This is a genomic window from Terriglobales bacterium (assembly GCA_035543055.1).
Taxonomy (GTDB): domain Bacteria; phylum Acidobacteriota; class Terriglobia; order Terriglobales; family Acidobacteriaceae; genus JAIQFD01.
This window is the reverse complement of sequence record DATKKJ010000234.1, coordinates 1-17,724: the sequence shown is the minus strand read 5'-3', so window position 1 is coordinate 17,724 and position 17,724 is coordinate 1. Positions and strand designations below refer to the sequence as shown.

Sequence of the window (17,724 nt, the reverse complement as noted above, 5' to 3'; positions counted from 1 at the left end):
ATGCACCGCAACCCGGTGCGGCGGAAGATGGTCCGGAATCCGGAGGACTGGCCCTGGAGCAGCTACCCCCACTATCTGACGGGTATCGAAGGGACGGTTGAGATCGAGTCCGAATGGACGGCGAATAAGCGCGAAAGAATGGGAATTGTTCCGCGAGAAAAGACCAGACGTGCATGATTCTGCCCCACCCTTCGCCAACCCCAGGCGAAAGGGTGGGCCACCCACCATGCGCTCGTTTACGCTTACAAGTCGTGGGACGATTATCCCGAAACGAAGCGTGCCGCCGATTTTGACACGTACTTCTATCAGCACTTTATGGTGGGAGAAGAGGTAGAGGACAACGCGCTACAAAACATTGCAGCCATAAATACCATCCTGAAAGCCCGAGGCTTGCTGCCCAGGCAGCCGTGAGGCGTCGTTCAGAGTGCCTGTAATGTAAGAGGGTTCGCTTCCCGAGGAGGTGTGCGTCATCGTGGACGAAGACAGTACAGAAAATCGAGTCCCCGAAGAAATTATCGGAGAGGGCCCCGCAAGGAAGCTCACTAGAAAAGAGCGGGGTAGGCAGATCGAGGCACGCCGACGGTTCATTGCTGACATTCAGAAGGCTGCTAACACCAAAATCGAGACAAAGAAATACGGGCTGGATGTCGCTGCGATTCTCCTCAGTGTTGGAATCGCGTTTATTCTAACGGAGGTTGTCCCAGCCCTTTATTGGCTCGGCATCGTAGCCCTATACGCGAGTTGCATACTGCTCGCTTACCACTTGTGGGTTGATCTTAAGCCAGGCCAGGCCGTCCGTATAGTCGCGGTTTTGCCACTCGCATTTGCAGCATTCATCTCTGTTACCCTTGTCTTTGTTCCCGCACCGATAGAACCGTATGTAATAGCCGATTTGGGTAACTATCCCAAGGGCACAGTTATAGCTCCCGGAGTCGAGTGGAGGGATCCAGAGCATTATGTTGACGTGAGGTTAAGCCTTACTAATAGCACTGCTAACGACTACAAGGATGTGGATATTCAGGTCAATCCAGACATAACCGTATTCCAGGCAGCCCAATTGTCCGGGATTCCTGGAGTTAATTTGTCCCTGGAGGGCAAACCACAAGCTGAAATGTGGCTTGAAGGCGTGGACAACGAGGGTAAACCGTTCCGTTTTCCAGCACCGGTCAGCATAAATATGGACCGCCCAACTGGTATCAGAATCTTGTGCGATAGGTTTCCCAAGCACAGCACAATCAACTTGATTCTCGTCTCGGCAGCGCTCAACTATGGATTCCCCTTAGCAAAACAAATGTTCGCACCGAAGCGGTTGCCAAGAACTATTCACATCTCGGGAAGTTATCGCGTCCTTGGCAGGACGCGATCAGTTGACGATACGGTGCGAGTCGAGGCTTTGCAGCAACAGGTTCCTTCGATCCCTTAGTCAGTTCACGGTCGCTTTCTCGGGCTAAGCCCGATAGTACTTGCCAAGCCGCTTTTGCTCGTATGGGCAGCTGCTGAATCGGTGGGCGCCCAACCCCTCGTGAGCGGGTGTCTGAAAGTAGCCCACGGCGTAAACTGCAGGAGAAGATCACCAAGGCACAGTAGAGCGGGACACAGGGTGATGGCACCACCATATAAGAAGATTTTTTGTTCATTTTCTTCTTTCGTCTCAACTTCCTCTACGGCCCGCCAAACCCTTAGGATCCAATTACTTAGCCGTCTCAATTATAGCTTTCAGCAATAGCAAGCCCCACTTTTGCACCTCCAGCAACTCACTGATTCCACTGCAGTTCGCTTTCTGGACCCCCAAATCCACAATTGCGCGATTTGCTACTCTGGTTGTAGCGGCCCTTGCGCCCGCCGCTGCCCCGCGCAGCCTCTGCTCTTTGAAATCTCGTGCATCTGTCCGCCTCCTCCGGCCCTAGCTACTAGCTACCAGCTACTAGCTACCGACATATCCCACATACCTCCGCCCCTAACTCCTTTAGATCAACATATCGAGGGTGGGGGGAGGGGGTGTTGGCCTATGTGGCGTGAGCGGTCTTGACCGCCGCGCGTTCCCGGATGAGGGCGATGAAGGCGGTGGCGGCGCGGGGCAGGCTGCGGTCGCGGCGGTAGATGAGGCCGAGCTGGCGCTTCAGCTCGGTGTCGGCGATCTCAACCACGCGGCACGTCCCGTTGCGGACCTCCTCCTTCACGAAGGTCTCGCTGATCAGGGACACGCCCAGGCCGGCAGCGACGAAGCTCTTGATCATGCCCACACTGGGCAGCTCCATGGTCACGCGCAGCCGTGAATGGTAGGGCCGGAAGAGCTTGTCGAGCGCGTGGCGGGTGAATCCGGTCTTGGGGAAGATGAGGGGGTGCTCGGCGATCTCGGCGATGGTGACCGAGTGCTTCTGGCCCAGGGGATTGTCGGCGCTGGTCATCAGCATGAGGCGGTCGCGGAAGATGGGATGCACCTTCAGGCTGTTCGACTTCACCGGAAGAGTGACAATCCCGACGTCGAGCGAGCCTTCCTCCACGCGCTCCAGTATCTTGCGGCTGAAATTGCGGTAGATGCTGATCTGCACCGCCGGAAAGCGGCGGTGGTACTCGGAGAAGACCTCGGGCAATACGTAGAGGCAGGTGGCCTCGTTGGCGCCGACGGCGAGGATGCCGCGGGGCGTGGTGCCCTGGTCGGCGACGGCGCGCATGGATTCGTTGCGCAGGGTGAGCAGGCGCTGCGCGTACTCGAACAGCACCTCGCCGGCCGGGGTCAGCCGCACGGTCTTGCCGGCGCGGTCGAGGAGCCGCTCGCCGTAGTCCTGCTCCAGCTGGCGGATCTGGGCGCTGACCGCGGACTGCGAGCGAAACACTTTTTCGCCGGCGCGCGAGAAGCTGCCCAGCTTGGCGACCTCGATGAACGTCACTAGTTGGTCGAAGTCCATGGAGCGATGCCGCGATTATATGACTGTTGCGGCGCAAAACCGCAGGAAGTCTAGGGGATCGCGGCGGGTACGGTCCGTTTTGATCCCGCATGCAGGAATGCGTCGATGCCACGGGCGGCGCTGCGCCCCTCGGCGATGGCCCACACGACCAACGATTGCCCGCGGCGCATGTCGCCGGCAGCGAAGACCCCGGGCACCGACGACATGTGCTGGGCATTACAGGCCACGTTGCCGCGAGCATCCAGCTGGACGCCGAGCTTGTCGATCATCCCGGTGCGGATGGGGCCGGTGAAGCCCATGGCGAGCAGAACCAGATCGGCATCCACTGTAAATTCGGTGCCGGCGATGGGCTGAAAGTCCGGTGGCGGGCCCACCCGCACACCGTGCAGGCGCTTCACATTTCCCTGCTCGTCACCGCTGAAGGAGGTGGTGGCGATGCTCCACTCGCGCGTGCCGCCTTCCTCATGCGAACTCTCAGAGCGCAACTGCATGGGCCAGAGCGGCCAGGGCGTCTGCGGAGAGCGCTCCTGGGGCGGCATTGGCATGATCTCGAACTGATGGACCGAGGCGGCCCCCTGGCGCAGGGCGGTTCCGAGGCAATCGGCGCCGGTATCGCCGCCGCCGATGATGACCACACCCTTGCCGGTGGCGAGAATCTCCTTTTCCTCGATGGTATCGCCCAGGCAACGCCGGTTCTGCTGGGGCAGGAACTCCATGGCGAAGTGGATGCCGTTCAACTCCCGTCCGGGAACCGGCAGGTCGCGCGACTGCTGCGCTCCACCGGCGAGCAGGATGGCGTCGAACTGCTCGCGCAGATCTTCCACCGGAACGCTTGCGCCGACGTGCGCATTGGTGACGAACTGCACGCCCTCGGCGGTCATCTGCTCGACGCGGCGGTCGATGAGGTGCTTCTCCATCTTGAAGTTGGGGATGCCGTAGCGCAGCAGGCCGCCGATGCGGTCCGATTTCTCGTACACGAAGACCCAGTGTCCGGCACGGCAGAGTTGCTGCGCGGCCGCCAGACCGGCGGGCCCGGAGCCGACTACGGCCACCTTCTTGCCGGTGCGGAACGTGGGAGGCTCGGGACGGATCCAGCCCTCGCGGAAGCCGCGGTCCACGATCTCCTTCTCGATGTTCTTGATGGTGACCGGAGGCTGGTTGATGCCGAGAACGCAGGAAGCTTCGCAGGGCGCGGGACAAAGCCGGCCGGTGAACTCGGGGAAATTGTTGGTGGCGTGAAGATGGCGCACCGCTTCCTTCCAGCGCCCGCGGTACACCAGGTCGTTCCAGTCGGGGATGACGTTGTTGAGCGGGCATCCGGTATGGCAGAAGGGGACGCCGCAATCCATGCAGCGGGCGCCCTGGGTGCGCGCCTTGTCCTCGGGGAAGTCCTGGTAGATCTCGAACCAGTCGTTGATGCGCTGGGGGACGGGACGGCGCTGCGGCAGTTCGCGGGTGTATTCCAAGAATCCGCTGACCTTACCCACGCGGCACCTCCTGCGCCGACGCGGGAGGCGTCAGGACCTGTCCGGGCACATACACGGAGCCGCTGCGCGGGATGCCGAGCACTCGCTTGTACTCGTGGGGGAAGACCTTCACGAAGCGCGGCAATAGCTCGTCGAAGTTTTCGAGGATCAAGCGCCCGCGCGAGCTGCCGGTGGCCTCGACATGGCGGGAGATGAGGCTGCGGAGGTTCTGCACATCGGGAGCTTCCAGAACCGGCTCCAGGTCCACCGCACCCAGGTTGCAGCGCTTGGCGGCAAAGTCCCCGCGTTCGTCAAAGACGTAGGCGATGCCGCCGTTCATCCCGGCGGCGAAATTGCGGCCGCATTTGCCGAGCACGGCCACCAGCCCGCGAGTCATGTACTCGCAGCCGTGGTCGCCGAGTCCTTCGACGACCGCGCTGGCGCCCGAATTGCGCACCGCAAAGCGCTCGCCGGCGACCCCGTTGAAGTACGCTTCCCCGCTGGTCGCACCGTAGAGAGCGACGTTGCCGATGATGATGCTGTCTTCCGGCTGGAACCCCGAGCCTTTGGGCGCGATCACTGCCAGCTTTCCGCCGGAAAGGCCCTTGCCCACATAATCGTTGGCGTCGCCTTCGAGCGCGAGAGTCACGCCTTTGGCGAGAAAGGCGCCAAAGCTCTGTCCGGCAGAGCCGCGGAACTCGCAGCGGATGGTGTCGTCGGGCAGTCCCTGCGAGCCGTAGCGGCGCGCAATCTCGCCGCTGAGCATGCTGCCGACGGTGCGGTGCACATTGCGGATGGGCAGCTGGATGACCACCGGAGTCTTGGTCTCCAGGGCGGCCTGGCACGTGGCGATGAGCTGGTGGTCGAGCGCCTGGCCAAGGCCGTGGTCCTGGGGCTGCACACAGCGGCGCGCCACCCGCTCCGGTACCACCGGGTTGTAAAGCATAGTGGAGAAGTCGAGACCGCGGGCCTTCCAGTGATCGAGGGCGGCGCGCATCTCCAGCATGTCGACCCGGCCGATCATCTCGTCGAAGGTGCGGAAGCCCATGCGTGCCATCCACTCGCGCACCTGCTCGGCGACAAAGAAGAAGAAGTTGATGAGGTGCTCGGGCTGTCCCTGGAACCGCTGGCGGAGCACCGGGTCCTGGGTGGCGATGCCCACCGGGCACGTGTTCAGGTGGCACTTGCGCATCATGATGCAGCCCATGGCGACCAGAGGCGCAGTGGCGAAGCCGAACTCTTCGGCGCCCAGTAGGGCGGCGATGACGACGTCGCGGCCGGTCTGAAGCTTGCCGTCGGTCTGGACGCGGATGCGCCCACGGAGGTCGTTGAGCACCAGCACCTGCTGGGTCTCCGCCAAACCCAACTCCCAGGGAATGCCGGCATGCTTGATGGAGCTGAGTGGCGAGGCGCCGGTGCCGCCGCTGTCACCGCTGATGAGCACGACGTCGGCATGCGCCTTGGCCACTCCGGCGGCGACCGTGCCCACGCCGACCTCGGCGACCAGCTTCACCGAGATGCGGGCAGCTGGGTTGACGTTCTTCAGGTCGTAAATGAGCTGCGCCAGGTCCTCGATCGAATAGATATCGTGGTGCGGCGGCGGCGAGATCAGTCCGACGCCGGGGATGGAATGCCGGACGCGCGCGATCTCCTGGTCCACCTTGTGGCCGGGCAGCTGGCCGCCCTCGCCGGGCTTGGCGCCCTGCGCCATCTTGATCTGCAATTCGTCGGCGTTGACCAGGTAGTTGGTGGTCACGCCGAAGCGGGCCGATGCCACCTGCTTGATGGCGCTGCGGCGGGAATCGCCGTTGGGAAGCTGGGTGAAGCGGACCTCGTCTTCCCCGCCCTCGCCGGTATTGGACTTGCCCCCCAACCGGTTCATGGCGATGGCCATGGTCTCGTGCGCCTCCTTGCTGATGGAGCCGAACGACATGGCGCCGGTGCAGAAGCGCTTGACGATCTCCTTGGCGGGCTCGACCTGCTCGAGCGGCACCGGATGTTCCGCGTCCTTGACGCGCATTAAACCGCGCAGGGTGCAGAGGCGGCGGCTCTGGTCGTCGATGAGGTCGGTGTATTCCTTGAAGGTGGTGAAGTTGGATTGCCGCACCGCGTGCTGCAGCTTGCTGATGGTGGCCGGGTTCAGCAGGTGATATTCCCCGTCGGCGCGGAACTTGTAGTGTCCGCCGGCGGGCAGCTCGAGGTCGGTGCCGGTCACCGTCCGGAAGGCGTGCTCGTGCTTCATGCGCGCCTCACGGGCGAGGACCTCGAGACCGATCCCGCCGATACGTGAAGGCGTCCCGGTGAAGTACTTGCCGATGAGCGACTGGTCGAGTCCGATGGCCTCGAACACCTGGGCGCCGCAGTAGCTCTGCAGGGTGGAGATGCCCATCTTGGAGATGGTCTTCAGCAGGCCCTTGTTGATGGCCTTGGTGAAGTTGCGGGCGGCGTGGTCGGCGTCGATGTGGGAAGGGAGACAGCCGCGCCAGGTGAGGTCTTCCAGCGTTTCGAAAATCAGGTAGGGGTTCACCGCGCTGGCACCGTAGCCGAGCAATAGGGCGAAGTGCATGACCTCGCGGGGCTCGCCGGACTCGATGATGAGCGCCACCTGGGTGCGGGTCTTCTCGCGGATCAGGCGGTTGTGAATCGAGGCCAGGGCCAGCAGGCTGGGGATCGGCGCATAGCGCTCGTCGAGCCCGCGATCGGAGAGGATCAGCAGGCTGTAGCCGGAGGCGACGGAGAGCGAAGCGCGGCGTCCCAGTTCTTCCAGGGCGCGCTCCATGCCGGCTTCGCCTTCCTCCACGCAGTAGAGCATGGGCAGCGTGGTGGCCAGCAGGTCGCCGCGGGAGAGACGGCGCAGCTTCTCCAGGTCGGAGTTGGAGAGGATCGGCTGGGGCAGCTTCAGGGTGTGGCAGTTCTGCGGCGTCTCGTCGAGGATGTTGCCCTCGGTACCGATGTAGTTGACCAGCGACATCACCATCTGCTCGCGGATGGGGTCGATGGGCGGGTTCGTCACCTGGGCGAAGAGCTGCTTGAAGTAATTGAAGAGTGGCTGCGGACGGTCCGACAGGCAAGCCAGCGGGGCGTCGTTGCCCATGGAGCCGACCGGCTCTTCGCCGTTGACGGCCATGGGCTCGAGGATCATGCGCAAGTCTTCGTCGGTGTAACCGAAGGCGCGCTGCCGGCAGACGATGGTGGCGTGGTCGGAGCCGTGCACACGCGCCGGGGCCGGCAACTGGTCGAGCGTCACCAGGTTCTGCGACAGCCACTGCGTGTAAGGCTGGCGCGAGCAGAGGCGCTGCTTGATCTCCTTATCGGGGACGATACGGCCCTCGGCCGTGTCCACCAGGAACATCTTGCCCGGCTGGAGGCGGCCCTTGGTCTTCACGTCCTCGGGCGCGACCGGGAGCACGCCGGTCTCGGAGGCGAGCACGACCATGTCGTCGCGGGTGACCACGAACCGCCCCGGACGCAGCCCGTTGCGATCGAGGATGGCGCCGGCCTGGCGCCCGTCGGTGAAGAGGATGACGGCGGGTCCGTCCCACGGCTCCATCAGCGACGCGTGATATTCGTAAAATGCCCGTTTATCCGCCGAGATGTGCTGGTTCCCCGCCCAGGCTTCGGGGATGAGCATGGCCATCACGTGAGGCAGCGAGCGGCCCGCGTGGAACAGCAGCTCGACGACGTTGTCGATGTTGGCGGAGTCGCTCCCCCCGGGAGCGACGATGGGAAAGATCTTCTTCAGGTCGTCGCCGAAGAGCGGTGATGCCAGCACCGATTGCCGCGCGTGCATCCAGTTCACGTTCCCGCGCAGGGTGTTGATCTCGCCGTTGTGGGCGACGAAGCGATAGGGATGCGCCAGGTGCCAGGTGGGAAACGTGTTGGTGGAGAAGCGCTGGTGCACGACGCACAGCGCGGTCACCACCTCCGGGTCGGAGAGCTCGCCGTAGAACTTTTCGATCTGCGGCGCCAGCAGCAGGCCCTTGTACACGATCGTGCGGCAGGAGAGTGACGGGATATAGAACACACCGTGGTGCGCCAGGTCGGAGGCCGCGATCTGGCTCTCGGCGCGTTTGCGGACGACGTACAGCTTGCGTTCGAACTGGTCCTCGCTCCAGCCGGCGGGGTTGCCGACGAAGAGCTGCTGGATGTAGGGCTGGGAACGGCGGGCGATGCGGCCGATGACCGTGGCATCCACCGGCGTGTCGCGCCAGCCGAGCACCGTCATGCCCTCTTCGCGGACGATGCGCTCCAGCATGCCCTCGCAGGTGAGGCGCTCCTGTTTATCGATCGGGAGAAAGACCATCCCGACGCCGTACTTGCCCGGATCCGGCAGGACGAAGCCCAGCTTGGAGCACTCCCGCTGGAAGAACTGATGCGGGATCTGCAACAGGACGCCGGCGCCGTCGCCGGTCTCAGGGTCGCAACCGGTGGCGCCGCGATGGGTGAGGTTGATGAGGACCTCGATGCCCTTGCGGACCACCTCGTGGCTGCGCTCTCCGCGGATGCTGGCCACCAGGCCGACACCGCAGGCGTCATGCTCGTGCGCCGGATCGTAGAGACCCTGCACGGGAGGCAGCCCGTGATGTTCCGGCCCGCTCATTCCGTCCTCGTTCGCAGAAGACACCGCCGCAGCCTCCGCATCGGGAGTGCGAAATTCCCAAAACCGGTTGTGGGTTGGGTCCCGCCGCGGTAGACCTGAAACACTAGTTAAGACGGAAACAGCGGCAAAAGTACAATCGAGAATTTCGATGCGCCAGATTCGTTTTTGTCTGATGCGGCAAAGAAGGAAGGGGCGGCCAAGCCGCCCCCTTTTCAGGTAAGAGTCAGCGATCATTCGAACCGGAGCGCTTCGATGGGATCAAGACGCGCGGCTTTGCGCGCCGGGTAGAGACCGAAGAACACGCCGGTCGCCATGGAGAACACGACCGCCGCGACCACCGCTGCCAGTGACAGCAGCACCGGCCATCCCAGCACCTTGGTGACCACCAGCGAGGCCGCAATGCCGAACAGGATCCCAATGGTCCCACCGGCGATGCTGAGCACCACCGACTCGGTCAGGAACTGGCGCTGCACGTCGGCCTCGGTGGCGCCGATGGCCATGCGGATGCCGATCTCGCGCGTGCGCTCGGTCACCGAAACCAGCATGATGTTCATGATGCCGATACCGCCGACGATCAGCGAGACGCCGGCGATGGAAGCCAGCAGCAAGGTCATGACCTTCGACGACTGGTCGGCGAGTTGGGCCACATCGGCCAGGTTGCGCACCGAGAAATCGTCGTCCTGTCCGGCGCGGATGTGGTGCCGGTCGCGCAGCAGCGCCGTGACCTGTCCTTGCGCCGCGTAGCTCGCCGGCTGCGACACCGCCGACACCATGATGTACTGCAGCCAGTTCTGCCCGCTCAGCTTCTTCTGCAAGGTGGTGATCGGGATGTACACCGAATCGTCCTGGTCCTGACCCATGCCGGACGAACCCTTGGGAGCCAGAACACCCACGATCTTGAAGGGCAGGTTGCCGATGCGAATGGTCTGGCCCACCGGATCCGAAGCTCCGAACAGGTTCTGGCGCACAGTCTCGCCCAGCACCACCACGTCGGAGGCGCGGGTGACGTCGTCCTGGGTGAACGAGGAGCCGCTGGCGATGGGCCAATCGCGAATCTCGAAATACTGCGGCTCGGTCCCGGTGACACGCGTGTTCCAGTTCTGATTATCGGAAACGATCTGCTGGCTGGTGGTGCTGCCCGGCGCAGCCTGGGCGACCGCCGGGATCTGCTCCTGGATGGCCTTCATGTCCTCTTCGGTCAGCGTCTTGGTGGCGCCGATGCCGATGTGCAGCCCGCCGCGGTTCACGCTGCCGGCGCTGATGTAGAGAAGGTTGGTGCCCATGGAGGCGATCTGGTCCTGCACCTTCTGGCTGGCCCCCTGGCCGACGCCCACGGTGGCGATGACCGCGCCCACTCCGATGATGATGCCCAGCATGGTCAGCGCCGAGCGCAGCTTATTGCGGGTCAGAGCGCGGACCGCGATCTTCAGGATGGAAGTGAAATCCATAAAGCCTCCTCAGTCCTCCACCACCGGCATGCTCTTCAGCACGTCCAGGGCGCGGAAGCGCTGCTCCACAGGTTCATCGCGGCGGATACGGCCGTCGCGGAATACCACCATGCGCTTGGCATAGCGGGCGATATCGGGTTCATGGGTGACCAGCACGATGGTCAGACCCTGCTGGTTCAGGTCCTGGAAGATCTGCATGATCTCGACCGAAGTGCGGCTGTCGAGGTTGCCGGTGGGCTCGTCCGCCAGCAGGATGGCGGGTCGGTTCACCAGCGCGCGCGCGATCGCGACCCGCTGTTGCTGTCCGCCGGAAAGCTGTGACGGGAAATGCTCCACCCGGTCGCCCAAACCTACGATGGTCAGGGCGTCGATGGCGCGACGGGTCCGCTCCGCCCGGTCGAGCCGCGCATACAGCGTGGGCAGTTCCACATTCTCCAGCGCCGTGGTGCGCGCCAGCAGGTTGAAGCCCTGGAAAACGAATCCCAGCTTGCGATTGCGGATCTCCGCCAATGCCTGCTTGTCGAGCAACGCAACATCGGTTCCCTCCAGGGCATAGCGCCCCGAGGTCGGCTTGTCGAGGCAGCCGAGCAGGTTCATGAAGGTGGACTTGCCGCTGCCGCTCGAACCCATGACGGCGACGAATTCGCCACGTCCGATGTCGAGGCTCACGCCCCGCAGAGCATGCACCTTGGTCTCGCCCAGGTCGTAGTACTTGTGCACGTCTTCGACCCGGATCACCGGCTTGTGGACGGCGTCGGGCGCCGTTAGGTCACGATCGATCTGAACGATGGTTGCCATGGTCGTCTCCTTACCGTCCCCGGAAGGCACGGCCGCTCACTGGCGATGCGGGCGCGCCACTTTTCTGGGGTGCAGCGACGTTGGCTGAAGCAATCACTAATTCGTCGCCGTCCTGTAAGCTGCCGTGCAGCACCTGCGCCACCTCAGTGAAAGTGTGGTCGGTGATGCCGGTAGTGATCTGCACCGGTTCCAGCTTCTTGTCGGCGGTCTGCTTCCAGATCACCGCCATCGGACTCGCCGAGGCGCGTTTTGCCTGCTCCGCAGTGGCGTCCTTGGCCCGACCTTTGGCCGGAGGGGTGACTCCGGTCTGGGCATACAGCGCAGCAAGCTGGTCGGCCTTCAGGTCGGGAGTGAAGCGGAGCGCTCCATTCGGAACCTCGATGACGTTGCTTGCCTCGGCGACCGGAACGCTCACGTAGGCGGTCATGCCGGGAAACAATTTCAGCTCCGGATTGTCGAAATCGACGATCGTGGTGTAGGTGACGACGTTCTGCACGGTGGTCGCGTTCAGCCGCACCTGCGAGACACGCCCTTTGAAAGTATCCTTAGGGAAAGCATCCACCTTGAAGGTGACTTGCTGGCCGGGGCGGATGTTGCCCACATCGCTCTCATCGGTGCTGACATAGACCTGCATCTTGGTGAGGTCCTGCGCGATGGTGAACAGAGTCGGCGCCTGCAGAGAAGCAGCCACGGTCTGGCCCACATCCACATTGCGTGCAACCACCGTGCCGTCGATGGGAGAACGGATGATGGTGTGATCGACATTGGTCTGGGCCACGGTGACGGCTGCCGACTTCTGCTGAGTGTCGGCTGCAGCCTGCTGGACCTGGGCCTTGGCCGCATTCACCGCGGCGGCAGCGGTCTCCGCGTTAGCCTTCGCCAGGTCCAACGCCTGCGCGCTGATCACCCCTTCTTGCGCCAAGGCCTGGTTACGGGCGTAGTCTGACGCCGCTTGCACGGCCGTGGACTGCGCTTTCGCCAGATTGGCCTTGGCGGCCGCCAGGTTCGCCCGCGAGCTCTCCAGGTCCGCTCGGGCCTGCAGGAGCGCGCCCTGGAAGAGCGAGGGATCGATCAGCGCGATCACCTGCCCCTTCTTGACGTGCGAGTTGAAATCGGCATCCAGCCTCTGGATGACTCCGGAAACCTGGGAGCCGACCTGCACCGTGGTCACCGCGTTGATGGTGCCGGTCGCTTCCACCAGGTCGCGGATGTCGCCGCGCTGCGCCTTTTGGGTGAGATACTGCGCCGAGTCCTTCGGCCCGAACTTGAACGCGGCCACGATCGCAACCGTGATCGCCAGACCCAGCACGATCAACCATTTCTTTTTCGATGTCTTCATGACAGTCACTCCAAACTCTCTACTGGATTAGACCCGGCAGCGGGCGGCGCAACGTAAAGAGTCGGTCAAGGCGGGGTAAAGATTTGTCAGGCAGAGGGCAAAAAAATGCCCGCGGGTTCAGGAGGCACGCTCGCCCGCGGGCTCGAGGGAGGAACAGCTTATTGCGCCTTGGGAACCTCACTGCTCTGGTCCAGCCACTTCTGCATGCGCGCCATGTGACGTTGCTGCAGGCGCTCCAGCTTGGCCTGCTGGTCAGCGTTCAGGACGGTGTACACCTTGGCCTGGAGCTTCTGCTTCTCGACGATCAGCTGGGCGATGGTCTGTGCCTGCTGGTTGGCGATGGCCTGTACATGCGCCTGGTCGAACTTGCCCCCGCTGGTGGCGGTCACCATCTGCTTATGGCCGTCGGCGAGCTGTTGCAGCAACGGCCGGATGGCGGGCTGCTCGTCCTTCCACATCTGCTTGATCTGCGCCTGCTGCGCGTCAGTGAGATCGAGAACGTCGGCCATGTGCTGCAGGAAGCGGCCAGCCATCGGCGGCCCGCCCCAGGAGCGACTGGCGCGGCGAAACTTCGCTTCGGCGTGCAACGCCATGGCTCCCGCCAACACCACGACGATGATGCCTGCTGTGATCGCGTACTTCTTCATATTCGAACCCTCCGGCGGGACCCACTAGTCCCAGCCTCTTCTGCCCAGCATAAACACGTTGACACGCAGGTTGCGGTAAAGACTCGGTCAGCATCGGTAAAGATTTGTAAACGCGTCCTCGGGGCGTAGCCTGTTGTGGGACTATGAAGCGGGCCATGGAACGCATCCTGATCGTGGACGACGACGTGGAACTCTGCGACCTGGTGCGCGAATACCTGAGCGCAGAGGATTTCCAGGTGGACGCAGCGCACACCGGTGCGGCCGGCCAGGAGCGCGCGCTTTCCGGGGATTACGCGCTGGTGATCCTGGATGTGATGCTGCCGGGGAAGAGCGGGCTCGATGTCCTGCGCGAGGTGCGGCAGCGCTCGCGCGTCCCGGTGCTCATCCTGACCGCCCGGGGCGAGGATGTGGACCGCATCGTGGGCCTGGAGATCGGCGCCGACGACTACCTGCCGAAGCCGTTCAACCCGCGCGAGCTGCTCGCCCGCGTGCGTGCCATCCTGCGGCGCAGCGGCACGATGGCGGAGGCAGTCGGCCCGGTCGCTATCGGCGACGTCGAACTCGATCCGGCGACCCGGTCCGCTCGCCGTGCCGGTAGCCCGGTGGAGCTGACGTCGGTGGAATTCTCTTTGCTCGAGCGCCTGCTGCGTTCGGCCGGGACCGTAGTCACGCGGGAACAATTGGTCAACGAGGTCCTGGGGCGGAGGTTTATGCCCTACGACCGCAGCGTGGACATGCACATCAGCAAGATCCGCAAGAAACTGGGCGAGCAGCCCGACGGCAGCGAGCGCATCAAGGCGGTGCGCGGTGTCGGCTACATCTACGTGCGCCCAGGGCAGGCCGGGGGCTGACGCGTGCGCAGCCTCTTTCTCCGCATCTTCCTCTCGTTCTGGGCCATCGTGCTGCTCTTCATCCTGGTGGTCGCCGTCACGGTCATGGTGCAGCCGGAAACGGTGATCTCGCGCTGGCGCTCGGCCACCAGCGACGCTACCGCGATGTATGCCCAAACCTGCGCCGAGGAATTCGACCGCTACGGCGCGAGCGCGCTGCGCAACTACCTGCAACGGCTCGAAGCAGGTGCGCACATGCGCGCCGCTCTATACGACGATAAGGGGAACCTGCTGGCCGGCCGTGACAGCGCGGAAGCGCAGGCTGCCATGCTCAAGGTCGCGGAGAGCGGAGAACCGGAATTCACCGTCAGCGGCACGACAGCCCTCGCCGCACAACGCGCTACCGGACCTTCCGGTCGCAGTTACATCTTCGTGGCCGAGATGCCGCGGGGCCCCTTCCGCGCCTTCCGGCCAACTACACGTATCCAGTTGCTGCGTTGGGCGCTGGCCTTCCTCATTTCCGGGCTGATCTGTTATCTCCTGACGCGCTCGCTCACCGGGCCGATCCTGCGGCTCCGGAGTGCGGCCACACAACTTGCCACCGGCGACCTGAGCGCGCGCGCAGGGCCGGCGGTCACCAGCCGCCGGGACGAGCTCGGGGAGCTCGGCCGGGAGTTCAACCGCATGGCTGGACGGATCGAGGAGCTGATCACCAGCGAGCGGCAACTGATCCGCGACATCTCCCACGAGCTGCGCTCCCCGCTGGCGCGGCTGAGCGTCGCTCTGGGACTGGCGCGCCGCCGCACCGATACGGAGACCGCCACTGCTCTCGACCGTATCGAGCGCGAGGCGGAGACGCTTAATGAGATGATCGGACGCCTGCTCGCCTTGGCGCGGATGGAGGCCGCCACCGAGCCTCCCGACCCCGAACGCTTCGACCTGCAGGCGATGGTGGCGGAGATCGCCGCCGATGCCGCCTTCGAGGCGCAGGAGCGCGGCACGTCGGTGGAAGTCGTCTCCAGCGAGCCGTGCTTCGTGCTGGGCAGCGCCGAGCTGCTGCACAGCGCCATCGAGAATGTTGTGCGCAACGCCATCCACTACGCCAAGCTGGGCACGCCGGTGCAGATCCGGCTGACCTGCGACTCTTCGCCTTCCGGCAAGCTGGCGGAGATTTGCATCCGGGACTACGGCGCGGGCGTGCCTGAAGCTGAGCTGCCCAACCTGTTCCGTCCTTTCTACCGGGTGACGGCCGCGCGCGAACGCGATACCGGCGGTATCGGACTCGGGCTGGCCATCACCCATCGCGCGGTAAAGCTCCACCACGGCCGGGTCACCGCGGAGAACGCGCCCGGAGGCGGGCTGCTGGTCAAGATCACTCTCCCCACGTCCTGAGCCTCGCGCACGCACTTGCCGCGGCCTCCGACCTCCCTGTACTTTGAACGCCCATGAGACTGGTCACTTTTGGGACCGGAGAAGGCTTGAAGCTCGGCGTCGTCAGCGGGGACGGCGTGGTGGACCTGGCCCGCGCCGCGCAAGGCAAAGAAGCAGCGTGGTTCGCCAGCATGGAAGCGTTGCTTACCGCCGGTGAGCCGGCGCTGCGCCTGGCCCGGACGCTGGAAGGGACGGCCGCCCAGCGCCTGCTCTTGAGCGCGTTACGGCTCGGTCCTCCGGTGCCACGGCCGACCAAGATCATTGCCCTGGGATTCAACTATCAGGAGCACGCGGAAGAATTCTCCACCAAAGCCCCCGAGGCGCCGCTCATCTTCGCCAAGTATCCCAACAGCATCTGCGGCCCGTTCGATCCGATCGTCCTGCCGCCGGGGAACGAAGAGCCGCAGGTGGATTATGAGGCGGAACTGGCGGTGGTCATCGGTCGGCGCTGCAAGCGCGTGCGCGCGGATCGCGCCATGGACGTGGTCGCCGGCTACATGGCGCTGAACGACGTGAGCGAGCGCAGATGGCAATTCGGCGACAAGCAGTGGACCCGCGGCAAGAGCCCGGACACTTTCTGTCCCATCGGACCCTGGTTGGTCACGCGCGACGAAGTCCCCGATCCGCACGCGCTCGCCATCCGCTCCCGGGTGAACGGCGAGCTCCGCCAGGATTCCAGTACGTCCCTGCTGGTGCACCGCATTCCAAAGCTTATCGAGTACTGCTCGGCGTCGATGACGCTGGAGCCGGGAGACATCATCGCCACCGGCACCCCGAGAGGCGTGGGAATGCACCAGAAGCCGCCGGCCTTCCTCAAGCCCGGCGATGTGGTGGAGGTCGAGATCGATGGTGTGGGCGCGATCCGCAACCAAGTGAAGGCCGCCGACGGCTAGATCAATAACCGGCTACTTCCCCCGCTCCACGTCCGTCGTGCCCGCCGAGCAGCCAGCCATCTTTGATCTGGATGGCTTCCACCCGCCCGACCGTCTCCGGGTCGCCCCGTTTGTCCACGAAACGCAAGTCGTAGCCCATGCTCTTCAACAGCGCCGTCGTGTCCGGCGAGACGCCCGGCTCAACGTCCAGCCGGTCCGGTCTCCATTGATGATGCACCCGGGGGAAATCGATCGCATCTTGCACGTTCATCCCGAAGTCGATCACGTTCAGCATCACTTGCAACACTCCGGTGATGATCTTGGCTCCGCCAGGCGCGCCCAGCACCAGGAACGGCTTGCCATCCTTCACCACGATGGTCGGGGTCATCGAGGAGAGCGGCCGCTTCCCCGGCGCGATGGCGTTGGCCTCGCCCTGCACCAGCTCGAACAGGTTGGGAACACCCGGCTTGGCCGAGAAGTCGTCCATCTCATCGTTCATCAGGAACCCAGCCCCGGGGACGGTGACACCGCTGCCGTAGCCTTCGTTCAGCGTGTAAGTCACGGCGACTGCATTTCCCTGCTCGTCCACGATGCTGTAGTGGGTGGTGTTGGCGCCCTCGTGGCCGGCCGGTGTTCCCGGGCTGACCTGCTCGCTCGGCGTCGCACGCGCCCCATCGATGGACTCGCGCCGCGCCTTCAGGTATGCCGGGTCGAGCAGCCTCGCGACCGGGTTCTTCACGAAGTCCGGATCGGCCAGGTACTCGTTGCGGTCGGCATAGAAGCGCCGCATGACCTCGGCCAGGTAGTGGTACGCGGCCGCCGATCCGGCGCCGTTCTTCTCATATCCAGACCGCTCCAGCATGCCCAGCATCTCCAGCAGCCCCACCCCGCCAGAGCTGGGCGGAGGCGCGGTCACGATGTGATAGCTCTTGTAGTCGCCCTCGAGCGGTTTGCGCTCGATGGCTTCATACTTCCGCAGATCGTCGAGTGTGATCAGCCCGCCGTTCTTCGCCATCGCGTCCGCGATCAGACGCGCCGTCTCGCCCTCGTAGAAATCCCTGCTGCCGCGGGTGGCGATGCGCTCCAGCGTCCGCGCCAGTTCCGGCTGCCGGAACGTCTCCCCGATATCGTAGTACGCGCCATCCTTCTGGAAGATGCGCTTCGATTCCGCGAACTGGGCGAGGTGGTACTCGGGATCGCGCAGCGAGCGCATCATCGCGTAGGAGACCGGGAACCCTCTCCTGGCCAGGCCGATCGCAGGCCGCAACAGTTCGCGCCACGGCTTATGCCCGTACTTCTTGTTTGCCAGTTCCAGGCCGCGCACCGTGCCCGGGACGCCCGAGGCACGCCACCCGATCAGGCTGTCGTCGGTGACTTTGCCTTC

The 17,724-nt window shown here is 64.1% G+C and carries 12 protein-coding genes; 4 read left to right on the top strand and 8 right to left on the bottom strand.

Annotation, left to right across the window (positions count from 1 at the left end; translation table 11 throughout):
* Window positions 1-472: 472 nt before the first annotated feature.
* On the top strand, window positions 473-1,423 hold the full coding sequence (locus tag VMS96_15000; protein HVP44736.1) for a hypothetical protein: 951 nt from the start codon (window positions 473-475) through the stop codon (window positions 1,421-1,423).
* 583 nt (window positions 1,424-2,006) lie between these two features.
* Here the strand turns inward: VMS96_15000 and VMS96_14995 are convergent.
* The 7 genes from VMS96_14995 to VMS96_14965 form a co-directional block, all read right to left on the bottom strand.
* On the bottom strand, window positions 2,007-2,909 hold the full coding sequence (locus VMS96_14995) for a LysR family transcriptional regulator (protein HVP44735.1): 903 nt from the start codon (window positions 2,907-2,909) through the stop codon (window positions 2,007-2,009).
* Between the two features lie 50 nt (window positions 2,910-2,959).
* Window positions 2,960-4,396 carry a glutamate synthase subunit beta gene (locus VMS96_14990; GenBank protein HVP44734.1) on the bottom strand — a complete coding sequence of 479 codons (1,437 nt, stop codon included), beginning with the start codon at window positions 4,394-4,396 and terminating at the stop codon, window positions 2,960-2,962.
* Entirely contained in the window at window positions 4,389-8,975 is a 4,587-nt protein-coding gene (gene gltB / locus VMS96_14985; protein HVP44733.1) for a glutamate synthase large subunit, read from the bottom strand. The genes VMS96_14990 and gltB overlap by 8 nt, the downstream gene beginning before the upstream one ends.
* A 230-nt stretch (window positions 8,976-9,205) precedes the next feature.
* Window positions 9,206-10,423 carry an ABC transporter permease gene (locus VMS96_14980; GenBank protein HVP44732.1) on the bottom strand — a complete coding sequence of 406 codons (1,218 nt, stop codon included), beginning with the start codon at window positions 10,421-10,423 and terminating at the stop codon, window positions 9,206-9,208.
* Window positions 10,424-10,432: 9 nt separating this feature from the next.
* Complete coding sequence (locus VMS96_14975; protein HVP44731.1) at window positions 10,433-11,221, bottom strand: ABC transporter ATP-binding protein; 789 nt, start codon at window positions 11,219-11,221, stop codon at window positions 10,433-10,435.
* 10 nt (window positions 11,222-11,231) lie between these two features.
* Entirely contained in the window at window positions 11,232-12,560 is a 1,329-nt protein-coding gene (locus VMS96_14970; GenBank protein HVP44730.1) for an efflux RND transporter periplasmic adaptor subunit, read from the bottom strand.
* A 158-nt stretch (window positions 12,561-12,718) separates the two neighbouring features.
* Window positions 12,719-13,207 (bottom strand): Spy/CpxP family protein refolding chaperone, encoded by a 489-nt coding sequence (locus VMS96_14965; GenBank protein ID HVP44729.1) that lies wholly within the window; start codon window positions 13,205-13,207, stop codon window positions 12,719-12,721.
* 155 nt (window positions 13,208-13,362) lie between these two features.
* Here VMS96_14965 and VMS96_14960 point away from each other — a divergent pair, with 155 nt between their 5' ends.
* From VMS96_14960 to VMS96_14950, 3 genes are read left to right on the top strand one after another with little or no spacing between them, the layout of a single operon-like run.
* Window positions 13,363-14,058, top strand: coding sequence for a response regulator transcription factor (locus VMS96_14960; GenBank protein ID HVP44728.1), 696 nt, complete (start codon window positions 13,363-13,365; stop codon window positions 14,056-14,058).
* Between the two features lie 3 nt (window positions 14,059-14,061).
* On the top strand, window positions 14,062-15,429 hold the full coding sequence (locus VMS96_14955; protein HVP44727.1) for an ATP-binding protein: 1,368 nt from the start codon (window positions 14,062-14,064) through the stop codon (window positions 15,427-15,429).
* A gap of 53 nt (window positions 15,430-15,482) precedes the next feature.
* Window positions 15,483-16,361, top strand: a complete 879-nt coding sequence (locus VMS96_14950) for a fumarylacetoacetate hydrolase family protein (GenBank protein HVP44726.1) — start codon at window positions 15,483-15,485, stop codon at window positions 16,359-16,361.
* Window position 16,362: 1 nt separating this feature from the next.
* On the opposite strand, the gene ggt is transcribed toward VMS96_14950, so the two are convergent.
* The coding region (ggt, locus tag VMS96_14945) for a gamma-glutamyltransferase (protein HVP44725.1) at window positions 16,363-17,724 on the bottom strand (1,362 nt) is incomplete at its 5' end.